The 17,665-nt window shown below is 70.0% G+C and carries 19 protein-coding genes; 15 read left to right on the top strand and 4 right to left on the bottom strand.

Features of this window, described 5'->3' with window-relative positions; all coding sequences use genetic code 11:
• Positions 1 to 57: 57 nt before the first annotated feature.
• The 3 genes from CLV71_RS29015 (at position 58) to CLV71_RS29005 (ending at position 1,573) form a co-directional block, all read left to right on the top strand.
• Positions 58 to 351: a DUF503 domain-containing protein gene (locus CLV71_RS29015; protein ID WP_133906025.1), complete on the top strand. Its 294-nt coding sequence runs from the start codon at positions 58 to 60 to the stop codon at positions 349 to 351.
• A 19-nt stretch (positions 352 to 370) separates the two neighbouring features.
• Positions 371 to 817 carry a 30S ribosome-binding factor RbfA gene (gene rbfA / locus CLV71_RS29010; protein ID WP_133906024.1) on the top strand — a complete coding sequence of 149 codons (447 nt, stop codon included), beginning with the start codon at positions 371 to 373 and terminating at the stop codon, positions 815 to 817.
• A gap of 312 nt (positions 818 to 1,129) precedes the next feature.
• Positions 1,130 to 1,573, top strand: coding sequence for a hypothetical protein (locus CLV71_RS29005; protein ID WP_133906023.1), 444 nt, complete (start codon positions 1,130 to 1,132; stop codon positions 1,571 to 1,573).
• A 3-nt stretch (positions 1,574 to 1,576) separates the two neighbouring features.
• Here CLV71_RS29005 and CLV71_RS29000 read toward each other — a convergent pair whose 3' ends face one another.
• Positions 1,577 to 2,029 carry a MarR family winged helix-turn-helix transcriptional regulator gene (locus CLV71_RS29000; RefSeq protein WP_133906022.1) on the bottom strand — a complete coding sequence of 151 codons (453 nt, stop codon included), beginning with the start codon at positions 2,027 to 2,029 and terminating at the stop codon, positions 1,577 to 1,579.
• Between the two features lie 83 nt (positions 2,030 to 2,112).
• Between CLV71_RS29000 and CLV71_RS28995 the strand changes: the two genes are divergently transcribed.
• The 5 genes from CLV71_RS28995 (at position 2,113) to CLV71_RS28975 (ending at position 7,637) form a co-directional block, all read left to right on the top strand.
• Entirely contained in the window at positions 2,113 to 3,099 is a 987-nt protein-coding gene (locus CLV71_RS28995) for a DHH family phosphoesterase (protein ID WP_424923915.1), read from the top strand.
• A 148-nt stretch (positions 3,100 to 3,247) separates the two neighbouring features.
• Positions 3,248 to 4,459, top strand: coding sequence for an extracellular solute-binding protein (locus tag CLV71_RS28990; protein WP_208297799.1), 1,212 nt, complete (start codon positions 3,248 to 3,250; stop codon positions 4,457 to 4,459).
• 76 nt (positions 4,460 to 4,535) lie between these two features.
• The gene (locus CLV71_RS28985; RefSeq protein ID WP_243866761.1) at positions 4,536 to 5,453 is read left to right on the top strand and encodes a carbohydrate ABC transporter permease; all 918 of its coding nucleotides are present in this window, start codon (positions 4,536 to 4,538) and stop codon (positions 5,451 to 5,453) included.
• A gap of 49 nt (positions 5,454 to 5,502) precedes the next feature.
• On the top strand, positions 5,503 to 6,396 hold the full coding sequence (locus CLV71_RS28980) for a carbohydrate ABC transporter permease (protein WP_133906020.1): 894 nt from the start codon (positions 5,503 to 5,505) through the stop codon (positions 6,394 to 6,396).
• 122 nt (positions 6,397 to 6,518) lie between these two features.
• Positions 6,519 to 7,637 carry an ABC transporter ATP-binding protein gene (locus tag CLV71_RS28975; protein WP_133906019.1) on the top strand — a complete coding sequence of 373 codons (1,119 nt, stop codon included), beginning with the start codon at positions 6,519 to 6,521 and terminating at the stop codon, positions 7,635 to 7,637.
• 10 nt (positions 7,638 to 7,647) lie between these two features.
• Here CLV71_RS28975 and CLV71_RS28970 read toward each other — a convergent pair whose 3' ends face one another.
• Complete coding sequence (locus tag CLV71_RS28970; protein ID WP_133906018.1) at positions 7,648 to 8,517, bottom strand: tetratricopeptide repeat protein; 870 nt, start codon at positions 8,515 to 8,517, stop codon at positions 7,648 to 7,650.
• 77 nt (positions 8,518 to 8,594) lie between these two features.
• Here CLV71_RS28970 and CLV71_RS28965 point away from each other — a divergent pair, with 77 nt between their 5' ends.
• The 3 genes from CLV71_RS28965 to CLV71_RS28955 all read left to right on the top strand — a co-directional run bounded on the left by CLV71_RS28965 (position 8,595) and on the right by CLV71_RS28955 (position 10,373).
• Entirely contained in the window at positions 8,595 to 9,458 is an 864-nt protein-coding gene (locus CLV71_RS28965; RefSeq protein ID WP_133906017.1) for an SIS domain-containing protein, read from the top strand.
• 73 nt (positions 9,459 to 9,531) lie between these two features.
• Positions 9,532 to 10,128 (top strand): TetR/AcrR family transcriptional regulator, encoded by a 597-nt coding sequence (locus tag CLV71_RS28960; protein WP_133906016.1) that lies wholly within the window; start codon positions 9,532 to 9,534, stop codon positions 10,126 to 10,128.
• The gene (locus CLV71_RS28955; RefSeq protein WP_133906015.1) at positions 10,125 to 10,373 is read left to right on the top strand and encodes a hypothetical protein; all 249 of its coding nucleotides are present in this window, start codon (positions 10,125 to 10,127) and stop codon (positions 10,371 to 10,373) included. Before CLV71_RS28960 ends, CLV71_RS28955 begins: the two co-directional genes overlap by 4 nt.
• On the opposite strand, the gene CLV71_RS28950 is transcribed toward CLV71_RS28955, so the two are convergent.
• The gene (locus tag CLV71_RS28950) at positions 10,358 to 10,882 is read right to left on the bottom strand and encodes a CGNR zinc finger domain-containing protein (protein ID WP_133906014.1); all 525 of its coding nucleotides are present in this window, start codon (positions 10,880 to 10,882) and stop codon (positions 10,358 to 10,360) included. The genes CLV71_RS28955 and CLV71_RS28950 overlap by 16 nt on opposite strands.
• Before the next feature lie 64 nt (positions 10,883 to 10,946).
• On the opposite strand from CLV71_RS28950, the gene CLV71_RS28945 reads away from it, so the two are divergent.
• The 4 genes from CLV71_RS28945 (at position 10,947) to CLV71_RS28930 (ending at position 16,212) form a co-directional block, all read left to right on the top strand.
• On the top strand, positions 10,947 to 12,242 hold the full coding sequence (locus tag CLV71_RS28945) for an MATE family efflux transporter (RefSeq protein ID WP_133906013.1): 1,296 nt from the start codon (positions 10,947 to 10,949) through the stop codon (positions 12,240 to 12,242).
• Positions 12,243 to 12,369: 127 nt separating this feature from the next.
• Positions 12,370 to 13,662, top strand: a complete 1,293-nt coding sequence (locus CLV71_RS28940) for an MFS transporter (protein ID WP_133906012.1) — start codon at positions 12,370 to 12,372, stop codon at positions 13,660 to 13,662.
• A 67-nt stretch (positions 13,663 to 13,729) separates the two neighbouring features.
• Entirely contained in the window at positions 13,730 to 14,632 is a 903-nt protein-coding gene (gene truB, locus CLV71_RS28935; RefSeq protein WP_133906011.1) for a tRNA pseudouridine(55) synthase TruB, read from the top strand.
• Between the two features lie 89 nt (positions 14,633 to 14,721).
• Positions 14,722 to 16,212 (top strand): amidohydrolase family protein, encoded by a 1,491-nt coding sequence (locus CLV71_RS28930; protein WP_166664296.1) that lies wholly within the window; start codon positions 14,722 to 14,724, stop codon positions 16,210 to 16,212.
• A gap of 532 nt (positions 16,213 to 16,744) precedes the next feature.
• Here CLV71_RS28930 and CLV71_RS28925 read toward each other — a convergent pair.
• Positions 16,745 to 17,617 (bottom strand): endonuclease/exonuclease/phosphatase family protein, encoded by an 873-nt coding sequence (locus tag CLV71_RS28925; RefSeq protein ID WP_133906009.1) that lies wholly within the window; start codon positions 17,615 to 17,617, stop codon positions 16,745 to 16,747.
• Between the last annotated feature and the right edge of the window lie 48 nt (positions 17,618 to 17,665).

The raw sequence follows: 17,665 nt of genomic DNA, 5'->3' as shown, positions 1-17,665 counted from the left end.
TTCCCCGGTGCCGCCCTCCCCCGAGGGCGGCACCGGGCTCTTCCCGAAGGATTTCCGTTGTACGTGGGGGCTCTCGAGCTGGATGTGCTGCTCGGTGACATCCGTTCACTGAAGGAGAAGCGGTCCGCCGTGCGGCCCGTCATCGCGGAGCTGCGCAAGCGCTTCGAGGTGACCGTGGCCGAGGCAGGGCATCTGGACAAGCACCGCCGGGCCCTGATCGGCGTCGCCGCGGTGGCCGCCGACGCGTCGCACGTGGACGATGTGCTCGAAGCGTGCGAGCGGTTGGTGGCGGGCAGGCCCGAGCTGGACCTCCTGTCGGCCCGCCGCCGGTGGTTGGGCCCAGAAGACTGACGTTCGAAGGAGTTTCGTCGTGGCTGACGCACCACGCGCCCGCAAGCTCGCGAAGCGCATCTCGCAGATCGTGGCGTCCGCGCTCGAGCACGAGGTGAAGGACCCCCGGCTCGCCAGGGTGACCATCACGGACACGAAGGTCACGGCGGACCTGCACGACGCGACCGTGTACTACACGGTGCTCGGCGACAAGCTCGACATCCCGCCGGACGCCGCGGGGGCCGCGGCCGCGCTCGAGTCGGCGAAGGGCGTGCTGCGTTCGATGGTCGGCGCGGGCACCGGCGTCAAGTTCACGCCGACGCTCACGTTCGTGGCGGACACCGTGCCGGAGGACGCCAAGCACATCACCGAGCTGCTGGCCCGCGCGGCCGCGGCCGACGCCGAGGTGGCCCGCCTGGCCAACGGCGCCAAGCCCGCCGGCGACCCGGACCCCTACCGGGCACCGCGCGAGGACGACGAGGACTGAGCCCCCTGCCGACCTGACCGAGTCGGCCCCTCTCGATCCTTCGTCAACTGGTCTCACCCGATGTGGGCCTGCCACGGCACCGGGTGAACAATGTGTCCGGCTTCCGTCGGCCGAGGTCTATGCCTCGGGCGCGGTAAGCGACATCATTCACCTGTCTCCGCCCCAGGCGCACGCGGTCACGCGCTCGACGCACGGCGAGTACTGGAACCCGATGAAGGTGGTTGTGCTTGTGGTTGCGGCATTTGTGCTGAAGACGGTGTTACTCGACGCGGCTTTCGTGGACGACGCCACCCTGGCGCCAGACCGGGCACCATGAGGGCGGCGTTGCTGGCGCTGGTCGCCCTGGCCCTCCTGACCGCCTGCGGGCCGAACCGGACCGACGACTCGCTGACCGAGTCCGACGCGTACGACCGCGTGGAGTCCTACATCCGCCGCGCCATCACCGCGCTGCCCGCCGACGCCCGCCTGCAGGCGGCGTCCGCACCGTCCTCGACCGCCTGCAAGGGCGAGCAGCAGGGCCGGGTGATCGTCACGAGCACGTACTTCGTCCGGGGCCTCGCCGACGACAACGAACACTTCGACACCCTGCTCACCTGGTGGCAGGCCCACGACTTCGAGTTGCTGGACGACCTGCGACCCAAACGGCACTACGTGTGGGTCCAGAACACCAAGGACAGCTTCCGGATGTCACTGCGTGACAACTCGTACGGCGAGCTGCTGCTGAGCGCCGAGTCCCCGTGCCTGACGGCCGGGTAGTCCTCACTCGCCACCGGCGGGCTCCAGCAGGTCGCCGAGGTCGCGCAGCACGCCGACGCACGTCCGCAGCTCCGTGTGCGGCAGGTGGGCCGCGATCGCGTTGGCCCAGGTCGACTGTTGTTCCTCCACGTACCGCAGCGCCTTCCGGCCCTCGGGCGTGAGCTTCAGGAGCCGCGCCCTGCGGTCCGCGGGGTTGGGGACCAGCTCCACCAGCCCGTCGCGGACCAGCGCGTCGGCTGTCTGCCGCACGGACTGCCTGGTCAGGCCCATCGTCCGCGCCACCTGGGCGACCGTGGTCGGCCCGTGGTCGACGACCCCCAACACCTGCCACCGCGCACTCGTCAGGCCCGCCGGGGCCGCGAGCCGGTCACCTGCCGCCAGGAGCAGGCCGTTGACGCGGAAAACCTCGACCAGCAGCTCCGAGAACGCCCATCCTGGTGGGCTCAATCCGGTCATGGGGAACAAAGTGTCAGATTGACAGGTGCCTGTCAAAATTCCGGTACTGGACGTCACCGCCCGCTTACCGGAAGGCTGGGCGCGTGCTGACCGCTGATCTTCACGCGGCCGCGGCTCTGCTCGGGAACGCGACCGACGTGACGCTGCTCGCGCATGTCAACCCCGACGCGGACGCTCTCGGCAGCGCCCTCGCGCTGGCAGGCGCGCTCCACCGGACCGGCACGACCGTGCGCGTGTCCTTCGGGCCGCCAGCGGCGGTGCCGCACTCGCTGAGGAGCCTCGACACGCTCGGCCTCGTCGTGCCGGCCAGTGAGGTCCCCGAGGCACCCGAGCTGCTGGTCGCGCTCGACGTGGCCAGTGAGGACCGGCTCGGCTGGCTCGCGAACCGGGTCGCCACCAGCGGCGACGTGCTCGTCATCGACCACCACGCGTCCAACACCCGGTTCGGCACCCACCACGTCGTCGACGAGCACGCGGAGGCGACCACCGTGCTCGTGCTGAAGCTGCTCGACGAGCTGGCCGCGCCGCTCGACGCGGACATCGCCCGCTGCCTCTACGCCGGGCTCGTCACCGACACCAGCTCCTTCCGGCGTGCCACCCCGGCGACCCACGCCATGGCCATGCGGCTCATCGAGGCCGGTGTCGACCCGGACGACCTCGGCCGCAGGCTGCTCGACACGCACTCCTTCGCGTGGCTCCCCATGCTCGCCCGCGTGCTCGCGCGGGCCCGGCTCGAACCGGACGCCGCCGGCGGACGGGGGCTCGTGTACACGTCGGTCACCCAGGGTGACATGACGGGGATCCGGCCGGAGGAGGTCGAGTCGGTCGTCGACATCCTGCGCACGACGGTCGAGGCCGAGGTCACACTCGTGATCAAGGAGGCGGCGCCCGGCGAGTGGAACGGGTCGCTGCGGGCGAAAAGTGCCGTCGACGTGCGGGCCGTTGCCGTCGGGCTCGGTGGGGGCGGCCACCGGCTGGCGGCGGGGTTCAGTGCGTCGGGCACGGCGGCCGAGGTGACCGCGCGGGTGCGTGACATGTTGCGAAACCCGGTGCCGCTCGTAACCAGTTGAGGACGAACGGCGGCGTCCTGCCGAACAAGTGGTATAAACCAATCGCCGTTCCGGGCCCCATGGGTCGGCACGGCGACCCAGCCAGGCGGAGCGGACCGGCCAGGCGGAAACGGAGGACATCTTGAGGCGCGTTTCTATGGCTGTCGCGGTGGCGACAGTGGCTGCGCTCGGGCTCGCCGGCTGCGGCAGCGACTCCGGCAGCGACGACGGCGACGGCAACGTCAGCCTTGACCTGCTGGTGCCCATCTACGGCGACAAGACCAAGCCGTACTGGGAGCAGCTGGTCAAGGACTTCGAGGCGAAGAACTCGAACATCGACGTCAAGCTCGAGACCCAGAGCTGGGACGACATCTACAACGTCATGACCACCAAGATCCAGAACAACAAGGCCCCGGACATCCTGGAGCTGGACGCGGCAGGCCCGGCGTACGCCTCGGACGACCTGCTCTACAAGGCCGACGAGATCGTCTCCCCGGACACGTACAAGGACATCGAGCCCGCCTTCATCGACAGCGCCAAGATCGACGGCCAGGCCTACGGCGTGCCGACGGTGGCCTCGACCCGCGCGCTGTTCTACAACAAGACGCTCTTCTCCCAGGCCGGTGTGACCGCGCCGCCGAAGACGTGGGACGAGCTGCTCGCGGCGGCGAAGAAGGTCGCGGCGCTCGGCGGCGGTGTCTACGGCTACGGCATGCCGCTCGGCTCCGAGGAGGCCCAGGCCGAGACGTCCATCTGGGCGTACGGCGCGGGCGCGTCCTGGGAGAAGAGCGGCAAGATGACGATCGACACGCCGCAGGCCACCGAGGCGCTCACCTTCATGAAGAAGATGATCGACGAGGGCGCCACGCAGCCTGACCCCGGCGCGACCGACCGCACGCCGCTGCTGGACGTGTTCATCCAGGGCAAGATCGGCATGATCGAGGGTCTGCCGCCGATCGTCGGCCAGATCAACGAGAAGGCCCCGGACCTCGACTGGGCCATCGCGCCGAGCCCCACCAAGGACGGCAAGCCGGTCACGCTGGGTGTCGCCGACTACTTCGTCGGCTTCAACAACGACGCGGACAAGCAGGGCTCGATCGCGAAGTTCCTGGACTTCTTCTACCAGCAGGACAACTACGTCAAGTTCAACGACAACGAGGGCTTCATCCCGGCGACCAAGTCCGGTGCGGACTCGGCGGCCAGCAAGCCCGAGCTGAAGACGTTCCTGGAGTCCCTGCCGAGCGCGAAGTTCTACCCGGCCACCAACCCGGCCTGGGCGCAGACCTCCGGCGCGTTCAAGGACCTGGTCGGCCAGATCCAGACCAAGCCGGTCGACGAGGTGCTCAAGTCGATCCAGGAGAAGGCCGACGCGAGCGGCTGACCGGTAGACAACGGATGATTCGGGTGGCGCAGGGCCCCGCGACGGGGTCCTGCGCCGATACCCAGGAGGCGCTCGGGTGGCAACCACACGTAACAAGGCGTTGAGACGGCAGGCCCGCCGTCAGACGACGCTGCAGGCACTACCGTGGCTGGCGCCCGCGCTGGTCCTCATCGGCGGGGTCGTGATCTTCCCCGTCGGCTTCATGATCTACACCTCGCTGCGCGACCTGTCGCGGTTCGGCAAGGACCGCGGCTGGGCAGGCTTCGCGAACTACAAGGCGGTCTTCGGGCTCGACCCGCTGCCGACCGTGCTCACCAACACTCTCGTGTGGACGTTCGGCGTCGTGCTGGTGACCGTGGTGCTGTCGCTGGTGCTCGCGCAGTTCCTGAACAAGAAGTTCCCCGGCCGCAAGGTCCTGCGCATGGTGATCATCGTGCCGTGGGCGGCCTCGGTCGTGATGACCTCGACGGTCTTCGTGTACGGGCTCGACCCGTTCTACGGGATCATCAACAAGTTCCTCGTCGACGTCGGGATCCTCGACGAGCCGTACGGGTTCCTCAAGAACGCTACGTCCGGATTCCTGTCGGCCATGGCGGTCGCGGTGTTCGTGTCCGTACCGTTCACGACATTCGTGGTGCTCGCCGGCCTGCAGACGATCCCGCACGACGTGCTGGAGGCGGCGCAGATCGACGGTGCGGGCAAGGTCCAGACGTACTGGCAGGTCATCTTCCCGATGCTGCGGCCCGCGCTCGCGGTCGCCGCGATCATCAACATCATCAACGTGTTCAACTCGCTGCCGATCCTCAAGACCATGACCGGCTCGATACCCGGCTACGACGCCGACACCACGACCACGCTGATGTTCAAGCTCATCCAGTCCGACCGGCAGATCGACACGGCGAGCGCCCTGTCGGTGGTCAACTTCGTCGTGATCCTCGTGGTGATCGGCATCTACCTCAAGGTCGTCAAGCCGATGCGGGAGGTGAACGCATGAGCAGAGCTTGCGGAGCGTTCCGGCGCCACGGAGCGGGCGAGGGGGCGGCATGACCCGCGGAGCGGTACTCGACCCACCGGCCACGATCGAAACGACCACCACCAACACCCCGCGCAAGCGCGAGAAGAAGCGCTGGGGTCTGACGGTCGTCGGCGTGATCGTCGCGCTGGTGTTCCTGACGCCCTACCTGATCATGCTCTCCGGCGCGTTCAAGTCACGCCAGGAGATCCTGAAAGTTCCGCCGGAGTACTTCCCGACGAACTGGCTGTTCAGCAACTTCATCCACATGTGGAGCACGCCGGAGACGCCCCTCCCGCACAACCTGCTCTCCACGGTCGTGATCTCGTTGGGCGGCACGGTGTTGGCGCTCGTCGCCGCGCTGCCCGCCGCCTACTACACGGCACGCCACAGCTTCCGGCTCAAGCTGCCGTTCATGCTGTTGGTGCTGGTCACGCAGATGCTGCAGCCGACCGTGCTCGCCTCCGGCCTGTTCCGCGAGTTCGTCTCGCTGGAGATCAACGACACCTGGCTCGCGATGATCCTCGTGAACGCGGCGTTCAACCTGTCGTTCGCGGTGTGGATCATGCACAGCTTCTTCGCCACGGTGCCGAAGGAGATCGAGGAGGCGGCCTGGCTCGACGGCTGCAGCCGGGGCCAGTCCCTTGGCAGGATCATGCTGCCGCTCGTGTGGCCCGGCATTGTCACTGCCATCATCTTCACGTTCATCGCGTGCTGGAACGAGTTCGCCGCGAGCCTCATCCTGCTGCCCACCGACGTCAACCAGCCACTCACCGTGGCGTTGACCAGGTTCATCGGTCAGTACGAGTCGGCCTGGCAGTACGTCTTCGCGGTGTCGATCATCGGGATCCTCCCGGTCGTGGCCCTGTTCGCCATGATCGAGAAGCACCTGGTGTCCGGCCTCACCGCGGGCGGGGTGAAGTAGATTTGTAATTCTGAATCGTGGTGTTCAGTTGTTTGTTCCTCTAGATTGGCATCGCGCGCCGGTTCTGGGCCGGGCCGCGACAACGAGGTGCGGTCTGAAGACCGGCGGATGAAAGGATCACCATGGCGACAGTGACCTTCGACGGTGCGAGCCGTTTCTACGCGGGAACTGACCGTCCCGCGGTCGACCAGCTCAACCTCGAGGTTGAGGACGGCGAGTTCCTGGTGCTGGTCGGGCCGTCGGGTTGCGGCAAGTCGACCACCCTGCGCATGCTTGCGGGTCTCGAGGGTGTGGACGAGGGTGCGATCCGCATCGGCGAGCGGGAGGTCACCGACCTCCCGCCGAAGGACAGGGACATCGCGATGGTGTTCCAGAACTACGCGCTGTACCCGCACATGACCGTCGCGGACAACATCGGCTTCCACTTGAAGATCAAGAAGGTGCCGAAGGCCGAGCGTGCCGAGCGCATCCTGGAGGCGGCCAAGCTCCTCGACCTCGAGCCGTACCTGGAGCGCAAGCCCGCCAAGCTGTCCGGTGGCCAGCGCCAGCGCGTCGCCATGGGCCGCGCGATCGTGCGCCGCCCGCAGGTGTTCTGCATGGACGAGCCGCTGTCCAACCTGGACGCCAAGCTGCGGGTGCAGACCCGTACGCAGATCGCGTCGCTGCAGCGCCGTCTCGGCGTCACCACGATCTACGTGACGCACGACCAGGTCGAGGCCATGACCATGGGCGACCGGGTCGCCGTGCTGAAGGACGGTCTCCTGCAGCAGTGCGACACCCCGATCGGCCTGTTCGGCAAGCCGAAGAACCTGTTCGTCGCCGGTTTCATCGGCTCGCCCGCCATGAACCTGATCCCTGCCACGGTCAACGGCGAGGGCGCGGTCATCGGCGGCCAGGCCATCGAGCTGACCCCCGAGCAGCGCACCGCGCTGACCGGCACCGGCGTGGTCGTCGGCATCCGGCCCGAGGGCTGGACGCTGAAGCCGGCCGGCGAGGGCATCTCCGCGACCGTCGAGGTCGTCGAGGAGCTCGGCTCGGACCAGTTCCTGTACTGCTCAACCTCCGCGCCGCAGCTGGCCACCGACGAGGCGGCCGACGCGGACGCCAGCGCCCCGCCGCCGATCACCGTGCGTGCTCCGGGCATGTCGGCGTTCACGCGTGGCGAGAAGGTCGGCCTCGTGCCCCAGCCGGGCGCGGTGCACCTGTTCGACGCCGAGACGGGCGAGCGCCTGCCCGACTGATCTCTCCTCGCTACGGCCCGGTACCCGACGGGGTGCCGGGCCGTAGTGCGTCGAGCTCCCGTGCCTCGCGTCGGAGGCTGGTGGCGAGCCCACCCAGGGGCGGGGCGAGCGCGGCGCACTCCTCGAGGGCCTGCCGTGCACCCGCGAGGTCGCCCGCCTCCCGGCACACGCTGGCGAGCGTGACCAGCTCGTGGCCGAGGCGCTCCCGGCCGGTGGTGATCGCGACGGCCTCACGCTGGGCCTCGACGGCCTCGGCCGCGAACCCGAGGCGACCGAGGCGGGACCGCACGGCCGCGAACGTGGCCGGGTCGTGTGGCCGCTCTCGTGCCCACGCGAGCAGCAGCTCGCGGGAAAGGTCCGGCCTGCCGAGCTCGCGGGCGTGGGTGGACCAGCCGAACAGGGACTCGGCGGCCGGGTCCGAGGGAAACCGCTCGCGCTGCTCGTCGAGCCACGCGGTCACCTCCCGTGCACGCAGCCCGGCCAGCTCGACGGCGACGCGGCCCCGGTCGGGGTGCGTGCTCTCCCGGACCAGGTCCCGGGTCCTGCGCAGCCCGGCCACCGCGAGCAGCGGGCGGTAGCCGGGGTCGAAGCTCAGCGCGTAGGCCGTCCAGTGCAGCCAGACGTCCGCCGCGTCGCCGTGGCAGGCGACCAGGAGGCCGGCACGGACCAGCTCCGGGCTGATGCCCGGGGGCACGTGGTCGCGGTGGTAGCGGACGGCGGCCGCCAGCATGCGGCGGGCGAGCGGGAGGTCGACGCCGTCGAAGTACATGGCCAGCAGCAGGCCGTAGTCGTACTCGCCGTCCCAGTCGTCCGGGTCGCGCCGGACCCTCGCCAGCGCGGCACGGGGGGCGGCCAGCAGCACATCCTTCTCGCCGGTCATTGGTCCATTGTCCACTCGCTCGAACGTGCTCGAAGTTGGTAGTTTGGAATCATCTTCGAGCAACGCGGGAGCGATGGATGACATATCTGCGGGACGAGATCGCCAGCCAGCCCGAGACGTGGGCGCGTGCACTGGACCTGTCCGTTTCCGGCCTCCCGGAGCCCGGCGAGCGGGTGGCGGTGATCGGTTGCGGGACGTCGTACTACATGGCGCGGGCGTACGCGGCCCTGCGGGAGGCGGCGGCGCTGGGGGAGACCGACGCGTTCCCGGCGTCGGAGTTCCCGCACGGCAGGCACTACGACCGTGTGGTCGCGCTGTCCCGCTCCGGCACCACGACCGAGGTGCTGTCGGTCCTCGACCAGCTCGCGACACCGTCGGTCGCCCTCACCGCCGACTCGGCCACCCCGATCAGCGACGCCGCGGACGAGCTGGTCGTGCTGGACTTCGCCGACGAGCGGTCCGTGGTGCAGACCCGCTTCGCCACCTCCGCGCTGGTCCTGCTGCGTGCCTCGCTCGGCGAGTCCCTCGACGCGCTCCCCGCCGCGGCGGCCGACGCGCTGGAGACCCCGCTGGCACCCGGGCTGACGTCGGCAGAGCAGGTCACCTTCCTCGGCACCGGGTGGACGACAGGCCTCGCCGAAGAGGGGGCCCTCAAGCTGCGTGAGGCGGCCCAGGCGTGGACGGAGTCCTACTACGCCATGGAGTACCGCCACGGCCCGATCTCCATCGCCGCGCCTGGTCGCGCGGTGTGGGTGTTCGGTGCGGCGCCGCACGGCCTGGCCGACGACGTCCGCGCCACGGGTGCCCACCTGGAGACGTTCGCGGGCGACCCGCTCGTGTCCCTGGTCCGCGCGCACCTGCTCGCGCAGGCGGTCGCGGAGTCACGCGGCCTCAACCCGGACGAGCCACGCAACCTCACGCGGTCGGTCATCCTCACGTAGTGCCCTTGCTTCGCCGACCGCGACGACAGTAACGTGGTGTATCCAGAAACACCGTGTTACTGAACGGGGTCCGGTGGCGAGGCTGACACGCGCGGAGCAGCAGCGGCAGACGCACGAGCGCCTGCTCGCGGCGGGGCGGACCGTGCTGGCCAGGCGCGGGTTCCTCGCCGCGACGATCGAGGAGATCGCGGCCGAGGCCGGCTACACGCGTGGCGCGGTCTACAAGCACTTCGGCGGCAAGGAGGGCCTGTGGCTGGCGGCCATGGCGGCTCAGGCCGAGGCTCACCTGCGCCTTCTGGACGAGGCGCTGGCGGCGGCGACCGACCGGTCCGGCCTCGTCCGCGCACTGACCCCGGTCACGTTCGCCGACGACGAGGCCGCGAGGTGGAGCGCCACGACCGCGGAGTTCCTCGCGGCGGTGGCGGGCCAAGCCGAGACCGCCGCGGCGGTCGTGGCCGCGCAGAAGGGCCACGAGGAGCAGATCGTCGCAGTGCTGGACAGGCACTGCGGGCGCCTCGGCCTGCGGCCCGCGCTGCCGCTGCCGCACGTGGTGGTCGTGCTGGGCGCCCTCGGCGGCGGCCTCGCGCTGCGCAGGGGCATGGACCCGACGGTCGACGTGGCCGCGATCGTCGCAGGTGTGCTCGCCGTCGTGCTCCAGGAGGAGACATGAGTGTCGTGTGGCCCTTCCTGCTGGTGGCGGCCGTGTGTGCGCTGGTCGGCTGGGGCCTGGTCCGCCTGACCAGGCGCGTCCAGCGCCGCCGCGTGGGCAGTGAGGCGCTCAGCGCGACGATGACCATCTTCGACGACATCTGGCACCCGGCCGCCGTCGAGCCCCAGATCGAGATCCAGCAGGCCTACGAGCGCCGCGCACCGACCCCGTCACCGGAGGACGACGAGGATCAGCCGTCGCGCTGACGGGACCTGAACGCCGCCACGTGCACCCGGTTCGCGCAGCGCGGGGAGCAGAACCGCCTGGCGCGGTTGGTGGACGTGTCGAGGTAGTAGTTGTCGCAGTCCGCCGCGCCGCAGTGGCCGAAGCGACTCGGTCCGTGGTGGACGACGCCGTGCGCGAGGCCCCACGCCGCCGCGGCCGCCACCTCGGTCGCGGGTGGCTCCGACGTGTCGGCCATGTGGATGTGCCAGTTCGGGTCGGCCGTGTGCCCCGCGGACAGGCGCGGGCGAAGCGGGTGCGCCGCCAGCAACGCGTTGACCTCGCGCAGCACGCCGTCGTGGTCCGCGGCCACGGCGCGGGCCAGTGCCCGCCGCAGGCCTGCGGCGACCGGTCTCAGGGCCTCCAGGTCCGTCTCGCCCGCCCGCGCCGACCACCACGGCTCGTCGTGCAGTGCCGCGCGCAGGGCCGCCACGTCGGAGAGTGTGGCGTTGGTCAACCTGAGCGCCACCTCGAGGTAGTCGGCGTTGTCCATCCTCGGTCCTCACGATTAATGTCAGGGGCGAAGCCGCGTTGCACACCTTACAGAGAGGCGCGTCGTGACCGTACCGCTCAGGCAGGTGCTCGGTCTCGCCGTGCCTGCGCTGGGGGTGCTGGCCGCGGAGCCGCTGTACCTGCTGGTCGACACGGCCGTCGTCGGGCACCTCGGCGCGGTGCCGCTCGGCGCGCTGTCCGTCGGGGCGATCGTGCTCGCGCAGATCTCCCAGCTGAACTTCCTGTCCTACGGCACGACCGCGCGCACCGCCCGCCTGCACGGCGCGGGCCGCCGCGCGGACGCCGTCGCCGAGGGCGTGCAGGCCACCTGGCTCGCCGTCGCGATCGGCGTCGTGCTGATCGGGGTGGGTCAGCTCGTCGCCCGTCCGGTCGCGGAAGTCCTTGCCGGACAGGGGGAAGTGGCCGACGCGGCGGTCGGCTGGCTGCGTGTCGCGTTGTTCGGCGCACCGTTCGTCCTCGTCACGATGGCGGGCAACGGGTGGCTGCGCGGTGTGCAGGACACGCGCAGGCCGCTGCGCTATGTGTTGGCGGGCAACGGGATCTCCGCCGTGCTGTGCCCGGTGCTGGTCTACCCGCTCGGCTGGGGCCTCGAGGGTTCCGCGGTCGCGAACGTGGCGGCGCAGGTGATCAGCGCGACGCTGTTCGTCCGCGCCCTGCGGGCCGAACGGGTGTCGCTGGCGCCGAAGCCCTCGGTGATGCGGGCGCAGCTGACCCTCGGGCGTGACCTGCTGGTGCGTGGCGTCGCGTTCCAGGCGTGCTTCGTCTCCGCGACGACCGTGGCCGCGCACCACTCGACCGCCGCCGTCGGCGCGCACCAGATCGTGTTGCAGCTGTGGACGTTCCTGGCGCTGGTGCTCGACTCGCTGGCCATCGCCGCGCAGTCGCTCGTCGGTGCGGCACTCGGCGCGGACGACGACGACCGCGCCCGCGGTCTCGCGCGGCAGGTCACCCGTTACGGCCTGGTCTTCGGCATCGGTCTTGGCGTGGTCTTCGCCCTGCTGGCCGGGATGCTGCCGCGAGTGTTCACTTCGGACGCCTCGGTGCTCGGCGAGATCCCGCACGCCTGGTGGTTCTTCGTCGCGTTGCAACCGATCGCGGGCGTCGTGTTCGCACTGGACGGCGTGCTGCTCGGCGCGGGCGACGCCGCTTTCCTGCGTACGGCGACGATCCTGGCCGCGGTGACCGGGTTCCTGCCGTTCGTGTGGCTGTCGTTCGCGTTCGACTGGGGCCTCGCCGGGATCTGGACCGGCCTGTCGCTGTTCATGGTCGTCCGCCTCGGCTCGGTCCTCCTGCGCACGCGTTCCGGCCGCTGGGCGGTCCTCGGCGCGGTCCGCGTCTGACTCGGATGTGGTGAAGCGCACGGTTAGCCTGGCTAACGATTCGCCGATCTGAAGCGCTTTAGCAAGTGGACCCGCCCCGACGACCCGCGAACGGAGAGCTTTGACCACGCCGCACACTCGACGGGCAATGATCATCTGGGTGACCGCGGTGGTGGTCTACCTCGCCGCGGTGTTCCACCGCACGTCGCTGGGCGTGGCCAGCCTCCAGGCAGGGGAGCGCTTCCACCTCGGCCCCGCCGCGCTCGGCACGTTCACCGTGCTGCAGATCGGTGTCTACGCATCGATGCAGGTGCCGACGGGACTGCTCGTGGACCGCTACGGCGCGCGGCGCGTGCTGACGGTCGCCGCCCTGCTCATGGGACTGGGGCAGGTGCTGTTCGCGTTCGCCACCTCCTACCCGCTCGGCCTGCTGGCCCGAGCCGTGCTCGGCGTCGGCGACGCGATGACGTTCGTCAGCGTGCTGCGCCTGGTGGCCGCGCACTTCCCGGCCCGTCGCTACGCCGCGGTCGCGTCCTTCACCGCGGCGCTGGGCGCCCTCGGCAACCTGGCGTCGACGGTTCCGCTGTCGCTGCTGCTCGACAGTGCGGGCTGGACGACGACGTTCGCCGTCACGGGGTCGGTCACGGCCCTGTACTCGGTGGTGCTGATCCTCCGAGTGCGTGACAACCCGATCGGGGCCGTCCCCGAGCCGGTGGATCGCACGGAGTCACTCCGTTCGGTCCTCACCCAGGTCAGCCACGCGTGGCGGACACCCGGTACGCGGCTCGGCTTCTGGGTCCACTTCTCGACCATGTTCGCCCCGGCGATGTTGGGCCTGCTGTGGGGTTTCCCGTACCTGGTACAGGCGCAGGGCCTGACGGAACCGGCCGCGGGCCTGCTGCTCTCGCTGCTGGTGCTCGGCGCGATCGGGGGCGGTCCGGTGGTCGGCACGATGATCAGCCGCCGACCCGAATGGCGTACCCCGATGGTGGTCGGTTACGTGGTCGCGGCACTGGGTGTGTGGGCGCTGCTGCTGGGCTGGCCGGGTGGGCACGTGCCGCTGTGGCTTCTGGTGGCCGGCTTCGCGTTCCTGTCGCTGGGCGGCCCGGCGTCGACCATCGGCTTCGCGCTGGCTCGTGACTACAACCCCATGCGCCGCGTGAGCACCGCGACCGGCGTGGTGAACGTGGGCGGCTTCGTGGCGATCACGGTGTCGGCACTGGCGGTCGGCCTGCTCCTGGACGCGGCACAGCCACTCGGCCCGGCAACCGCGTTCCGGGTGGCGTTCCTGTCGGTGGTCGCGGTGCTGGTGCTGGGCCTGTGGCGCACGTCGGTGTGGTGGCGCCGCGCCCGCGCGGCCGTGTTCGAGGCGGCCTCCCGCGGCGAGGACGTCCCGGTCCGCATCCGCCGCCGCTCGTGGGACCTGGCCGCCGCGGCCTAGTCGCACGACCCCCGTCGGCCAGGCTGGCGGGACAGTCGGGTCCGGCCATGTGTCAGGATAGTCGACCGTGCCGACAGCAGCCGCCAAACAGCGTGTGACCGTCCCGCCTGGACTCGTCGTGGTCGACAAGCCCGACGGGATGACCTCCCATGACGTCGTCGCCAAGGTGCGGCGGATCATGGGCACGAGGAAGGTCGGCCACGCGGGCACGCTCGACCCGATGGCGACCGGCGTGCTGGTCCTCGGCATCGAACGCGCCACGAAGCTCCTCGGCCACCTGGCGCTGGACACCAAGGCGTACCTCGCGACCATCCGCCTCGGCTCCTCTACGACGACCGACGACGCCCAGGGCGAGACACTGTCCACTTCGGACGTCTCGGCGGTGGCCGACGAGGCGGTCGCGGCGGGCATCGCCAAGCTCACCGGACACATCCAGCAGGTCCCGAGCGCCGTCAGCGCCGTGAAGGTCGACGGCAAGCGGGCCTACGCGCGGGTCCGCGCGGGTGAGCAGGTCGAGCTGGCCGCGCGGCCGGTCGAGGTGTCGCGCTTCGACCTGCTGTCCGCCCGCCGCGACGACGGCCTCGAGCTGGACGTGATGGTGGAGTGCAGCTCCGGCACCTACGTCCGTGCCCTCGCCAGGGACCTGGGTGTCGACCTCGGCGTCGGTGGCCACCTGGCCGCGCTGCGCCGCACCCGCGTCGGCCCGTTCGACCTGCGCGTGGTCACCACGCTGGAAAGGCTCGCCGAGAACCCCGCGCTGTCGCTGCCGCTGTCGGAGGCCGTGGCCGCCGCCTTCCCCCGCAGGGACGTCCCGTACCGCCAGGCGCAGTCCCTCCTGCAGGGGCAACGACTACCGGCCGCGGGCATCGAGGGCACCTACGGGGTGTTCGATCCCGACGGTCAGGCGATCGCGCTGGCCGTCGACGAGGGCAATGCGACACGCTCCGTCGTGGTCCTGACAACGACCTAGCGACACCCGATCAGGGTGAGGTAAACCCCACCCGAAGACTGCGGTCCACCCCAATGTGCGCGGCCTCCCCGCCCGGCACGATCAATGCCATGGACCGCAACATCACCCGCCGCAGCGTCATCGTCACCGGAGCCTCCACGGCTCTGGCAGGTCTGCTCGCCCGCCCGGCCGTCGCCACGCCACGCCCCCACGGCGGCACCGCCTTCACCAACGTCACGGTGATCGACCCCGCGACCGCCCGCGTCGTCGAGAACACGACGGTGCTCGTGCGCGGCGACACGATCGTCGACGTCGGTGGCCGCGTCCCCGCCGACGCGACGATCGTCGACCTGCGCGGCAGATACCTGATCCCGGGCCTCGCCGACATGCACGCGCACGCGCAGGCCGAGGGCATCGACACGGGCCTGTACGTGGCGAACGGTGTGACCACGGTCCGCGAGATGGCGGGTTCGCCGCTGGCACACGACTGGCGTACCCGCATCCGGGCCGGCACCCTGCTGGGTCCGCGTTTCACGATAGGCAGCCGCATCATCGACGGCTTACCGTCCATCTGGGACCCCAAGTGGCTGGACGTGGTGCAGATCGGCGACCCGACGGCCGCCCGTGCCGCGGTGCGCGAGGAACTCGGGCGGGGCGCGGACTTCATCAAGGTCTACTCACGTGTGCCGAGGGAGGCCTACCGGGCCCTGGCCGCGGAGGCCCACCGCCAGGGCGTGTCGTTCGCGGGCCACTGCCCGGACGCGGTCGCGCTGGAGGAGGCGGCCGACCTCGGTCAGTCCAGTGTGGAGCACATGTTCTGGACCCCGTTCGAGACGTCGTCGAAGGAGGCCGAGATCCGCGCGGAGATCCGGCGCATCCGCCTGGAGCTTGGCGACTACGCGGGCTGGTTCAAGGCGATCCACCCACTGGAGTGGACCGCGGCGCACAGCTACAAGCGGTCGAAGGCCAAATACCTGTACGCCAAGCTGTCGAGGCGCCGGACCCGCCAGGTCCCGACACTGGCGATGCACAGGGGCCTGGACTTCGCGCGCACGGTCTCGTTGGACGACCCGAGGAACAGGTATCTGCCGGAGTCGGCACTCGCGGGCCAACGGTTGGCACTGCAGGAGTTCTACCTGAAGGACCGCCTCCCGTCGGAGGACGCCGAATGGGCGGCGATGTTCGACTTCCGCCTTCGGACCGTGAAGGACCTGCACGAGGCGGGTGTGCCACTGATGACGGGTACGGACACGGGCACGTGCGCGGTGTGGCCGGGGTTCTCGGTGCACGACGAGCTTGCCCTGTTCGTGGAGGCGGGCATGTCCCCGATGGCGGCTTTGCATGCGTCGACGGCCGAACCCGCCGCCTTCCTGGGTACGAATACCGGCCGCATAGCCCCGGACCACAAGGCGGACCTGGCGATCCTGGATGCCAACCCGCTGCACGACATCCGCAGTACGCAGCGCCTGTCGGGTGTGGTGGTCAACGGTCGTTACGTGGATGAGGCTGCTCGTCAGCAGATCCTGAAGGAGGTCGAGCAGACGGCGGCGGCGATGCCCGCGGGTGCTGCGGTCATGACGTGCCCTTGTCACACGGGCTGATCTCGGTCTGGGCGGGCGGGGGTGGGGGCCTGGGGTGTGCCTGGGGTTTGGCACGTGGGGTTGGTTGGCAAGGGGAGGTTGTGGCGCGTTGGTGTTGGGCGGGGCTGCTGTCGGGTTACCTCGGTCGGGGCCGGTACCACCTGGATTGTGGTCTCGACTGCCTGAGGATGCGGACGGTGTAGCGGCCGCCGGTGGGGCAGTGCGGACGATGTAACGGGCGCGCGGTGTGTCAGTGGGGGCGAGTTCGCTGCGCAACGCGGGCCGGTCCTGTTCGTAGCGTGCGCGAATTACCGCCTTTCGCGTCAGCCCCGCGGCGTCACGGCCCTCAGCACGGTTGTCGCAACCGTCGTTGAAACCGTCTGAGCTACGGTTTCCGCGTCGCCGCACTGGGAAGACCGGCGCAAACGGTACTGCTGTCGGCCCCCTCGGCGTACGTCGTGTCGACATCGCCAGCTGCGCCGTTCACGGCCCACGGTTGGGTGAGCGGCACGGACGGGTCGTCGCTCCTTTCGGCAGCGGCCCCTCTTGGGGGTCAGGTCACCGCGATGCTGTAGATCACGACGTGGTGGTCGGAGTAGGCCGATGCGCCGACGGCGCACCAGCGTCTGGTTTCGGAGCTGAACACGTAGTCGATCTTGTAGCCGCCGTCGTGGGTGTCGCGGTCCGCGCCCTGGTCGCACTCGGCGTAGCCCGCTACGCCGGGGCCCGTGGAGTACAGGCCGGTCGGCCACAGCCAGCTCCGTGCGTTTCCGGCGAAGTACGGCGGCTCGACGTTGAAGTCGCCGCCGAAGGCGACGTTCGGGTAGCCCGAGACGATGTTCCTGATCTCCGCCAGCTGGTCGTCCGCGTACTCCCACGTGGGTTGGTCCGGGTTGCCGTGCGCCGGGGTCAGGTGCACGTTGCACAGCCGGATGTTCCAGTAGGTCGCCGTTGCGCAGTGGAAGGGCCGGTTCTGTCCGGTCCACGGTTGCGTGGTCGAGTAGGCCTGCGCGCCCGACATCCCTGCCTTGACCACGATCGCGGTGCCGATCCGGTCGGTGCGTCCACCACTCTCGCCGCAGGTGTTGTTCGCTCGCGACCCGTCCTGCGACCACTGATAGGGCTGGAAGCTCCTGCTCCACCCTGAGCCCAGCTGGCTCATCAGCAGCGTCAGGTCGTTCTCGCAGACCTCCTGCAGCAGCGCGGCCTGCACGAAGTTGTCGGTCACGTGGAATTTGACCACGTCGATCTTGTTCTGCGGTGTGCCGGTGCCCGCGCAGCCCCACGACGCGCGCTGCGAGCCGCACATGTTCCACGACATGAGCTGTAGGTTCTTCGGCTCCGCGGCAGCGGAGGGAATCGGCACGGCCAGGGTCAGGGCCAGTGACAGCACACCCGGCAACACCCGCAAAAGCTTCGGCTTCATGGCGCTCCTCGACCGTGTGTGAAGGGACAAGATTTACCCAGAAGTCAG

Source organism: Actinophytocola oryzae (assembly GCF_004364325.1).
Classification (GTDB): domain Bacteria; phylum Actinomycetota; class Actinomycetes; order Mycobacteriales; family Pseudonocardiaceae; genus Actinophytocola; species Actinophytocola oryzae.
The sequence above is the reverse complement of the archived record's forward strand: the minus strand, read 5'-3'. Positions and strand labels throughout refer to the sequence as shown.

What these genes read in the sequence shown, in the direction of transcription:
- CLV71_RS29005 (WP_133906023.1), top strand. Translation starts at nt 1,130, where the DNA reads ATGAGGGCGGCGTTGCTGGCGCTGGTCGCCCTGGCCCTCCTGACCGCC.
- CLV71_RS29000 (WP_133906022.1), bottom strand. Translation starts at nt 2,029, where the DNA reads ATGACCGGATTGAGCCCACCAGGATGGGCGTTCTCGGAGCTGCTGGTC.
- CLV71_RS28980 (WP_133906020.1), top strand. Translation starts at nt 5,503, where the DNA reads ATGACCCGCGGAGCGGTACTCGACCCACCGGCCACGATCGAAACGACC.
- CLV71_RS28975 (WP_133906019.1), top strand. Translation starts at nt 6,519, where the DNA reads ATGGCGACAGTGACCTTCGACGGTGCGAGCCGTTTCTACGCGGGAACT.
- CLV71_RS28970 (WP_133906018.1), bottom strand. Translation starts at nt 8,517, where the DNA reads ATGACCGGCGAGAAGGATGTGCTGCTGGCCGCCCCCCGTGCCGCGCTG.
- CLV71_RS28965 (WP_133906017.1), top strand. Translation starts at nt 8,595, where the DNA reads ATGACATATCTGCGGGACGAGATCGCCAGCCAGCCCGAGACGTGGGCG.
- CLV71_RS28955 (WP_133906015.1), top strand. Translation starts at nt 10,125, where the DNA reads ATGAGTGTCGTGTGGCCCTTCCTGCTGGTGGCGGCCGTGTGTGCGCTG.
- CLV71_RS28950 (WP_133906014.1), bottom strand. Translation starts at nt 10,882, where the DNA reads ATGGACAACGCCGACTACCTCGAGGTGGCGCTCAGGTTGACCAACGCC.
- CLV71_RS28940 (WP_133906012.1), top strand. Translation starts at nt 12,370, where the DNA reads ATGATCATCTGGGTGACCGCGGTGGTGGTCTACCTCGCCGCGGTGTTC.
- CLV71_RS28930 (WP_166664296.1), top strand. Translation starts at nt 14,722, where the DNA reads ATGGACCGCAACATCACCCGCCGCAGCGTCATCGTCACCGGAGCCTCC.
- CLV71_RS28925 (WP_133906009.1), bottom strand. Translation starts at nt 17,617, where the DNA reads ATGAAGCCGAAGCTTTTGCGGGTGTTGCCGGGTGTGCTGTCACTGGCC.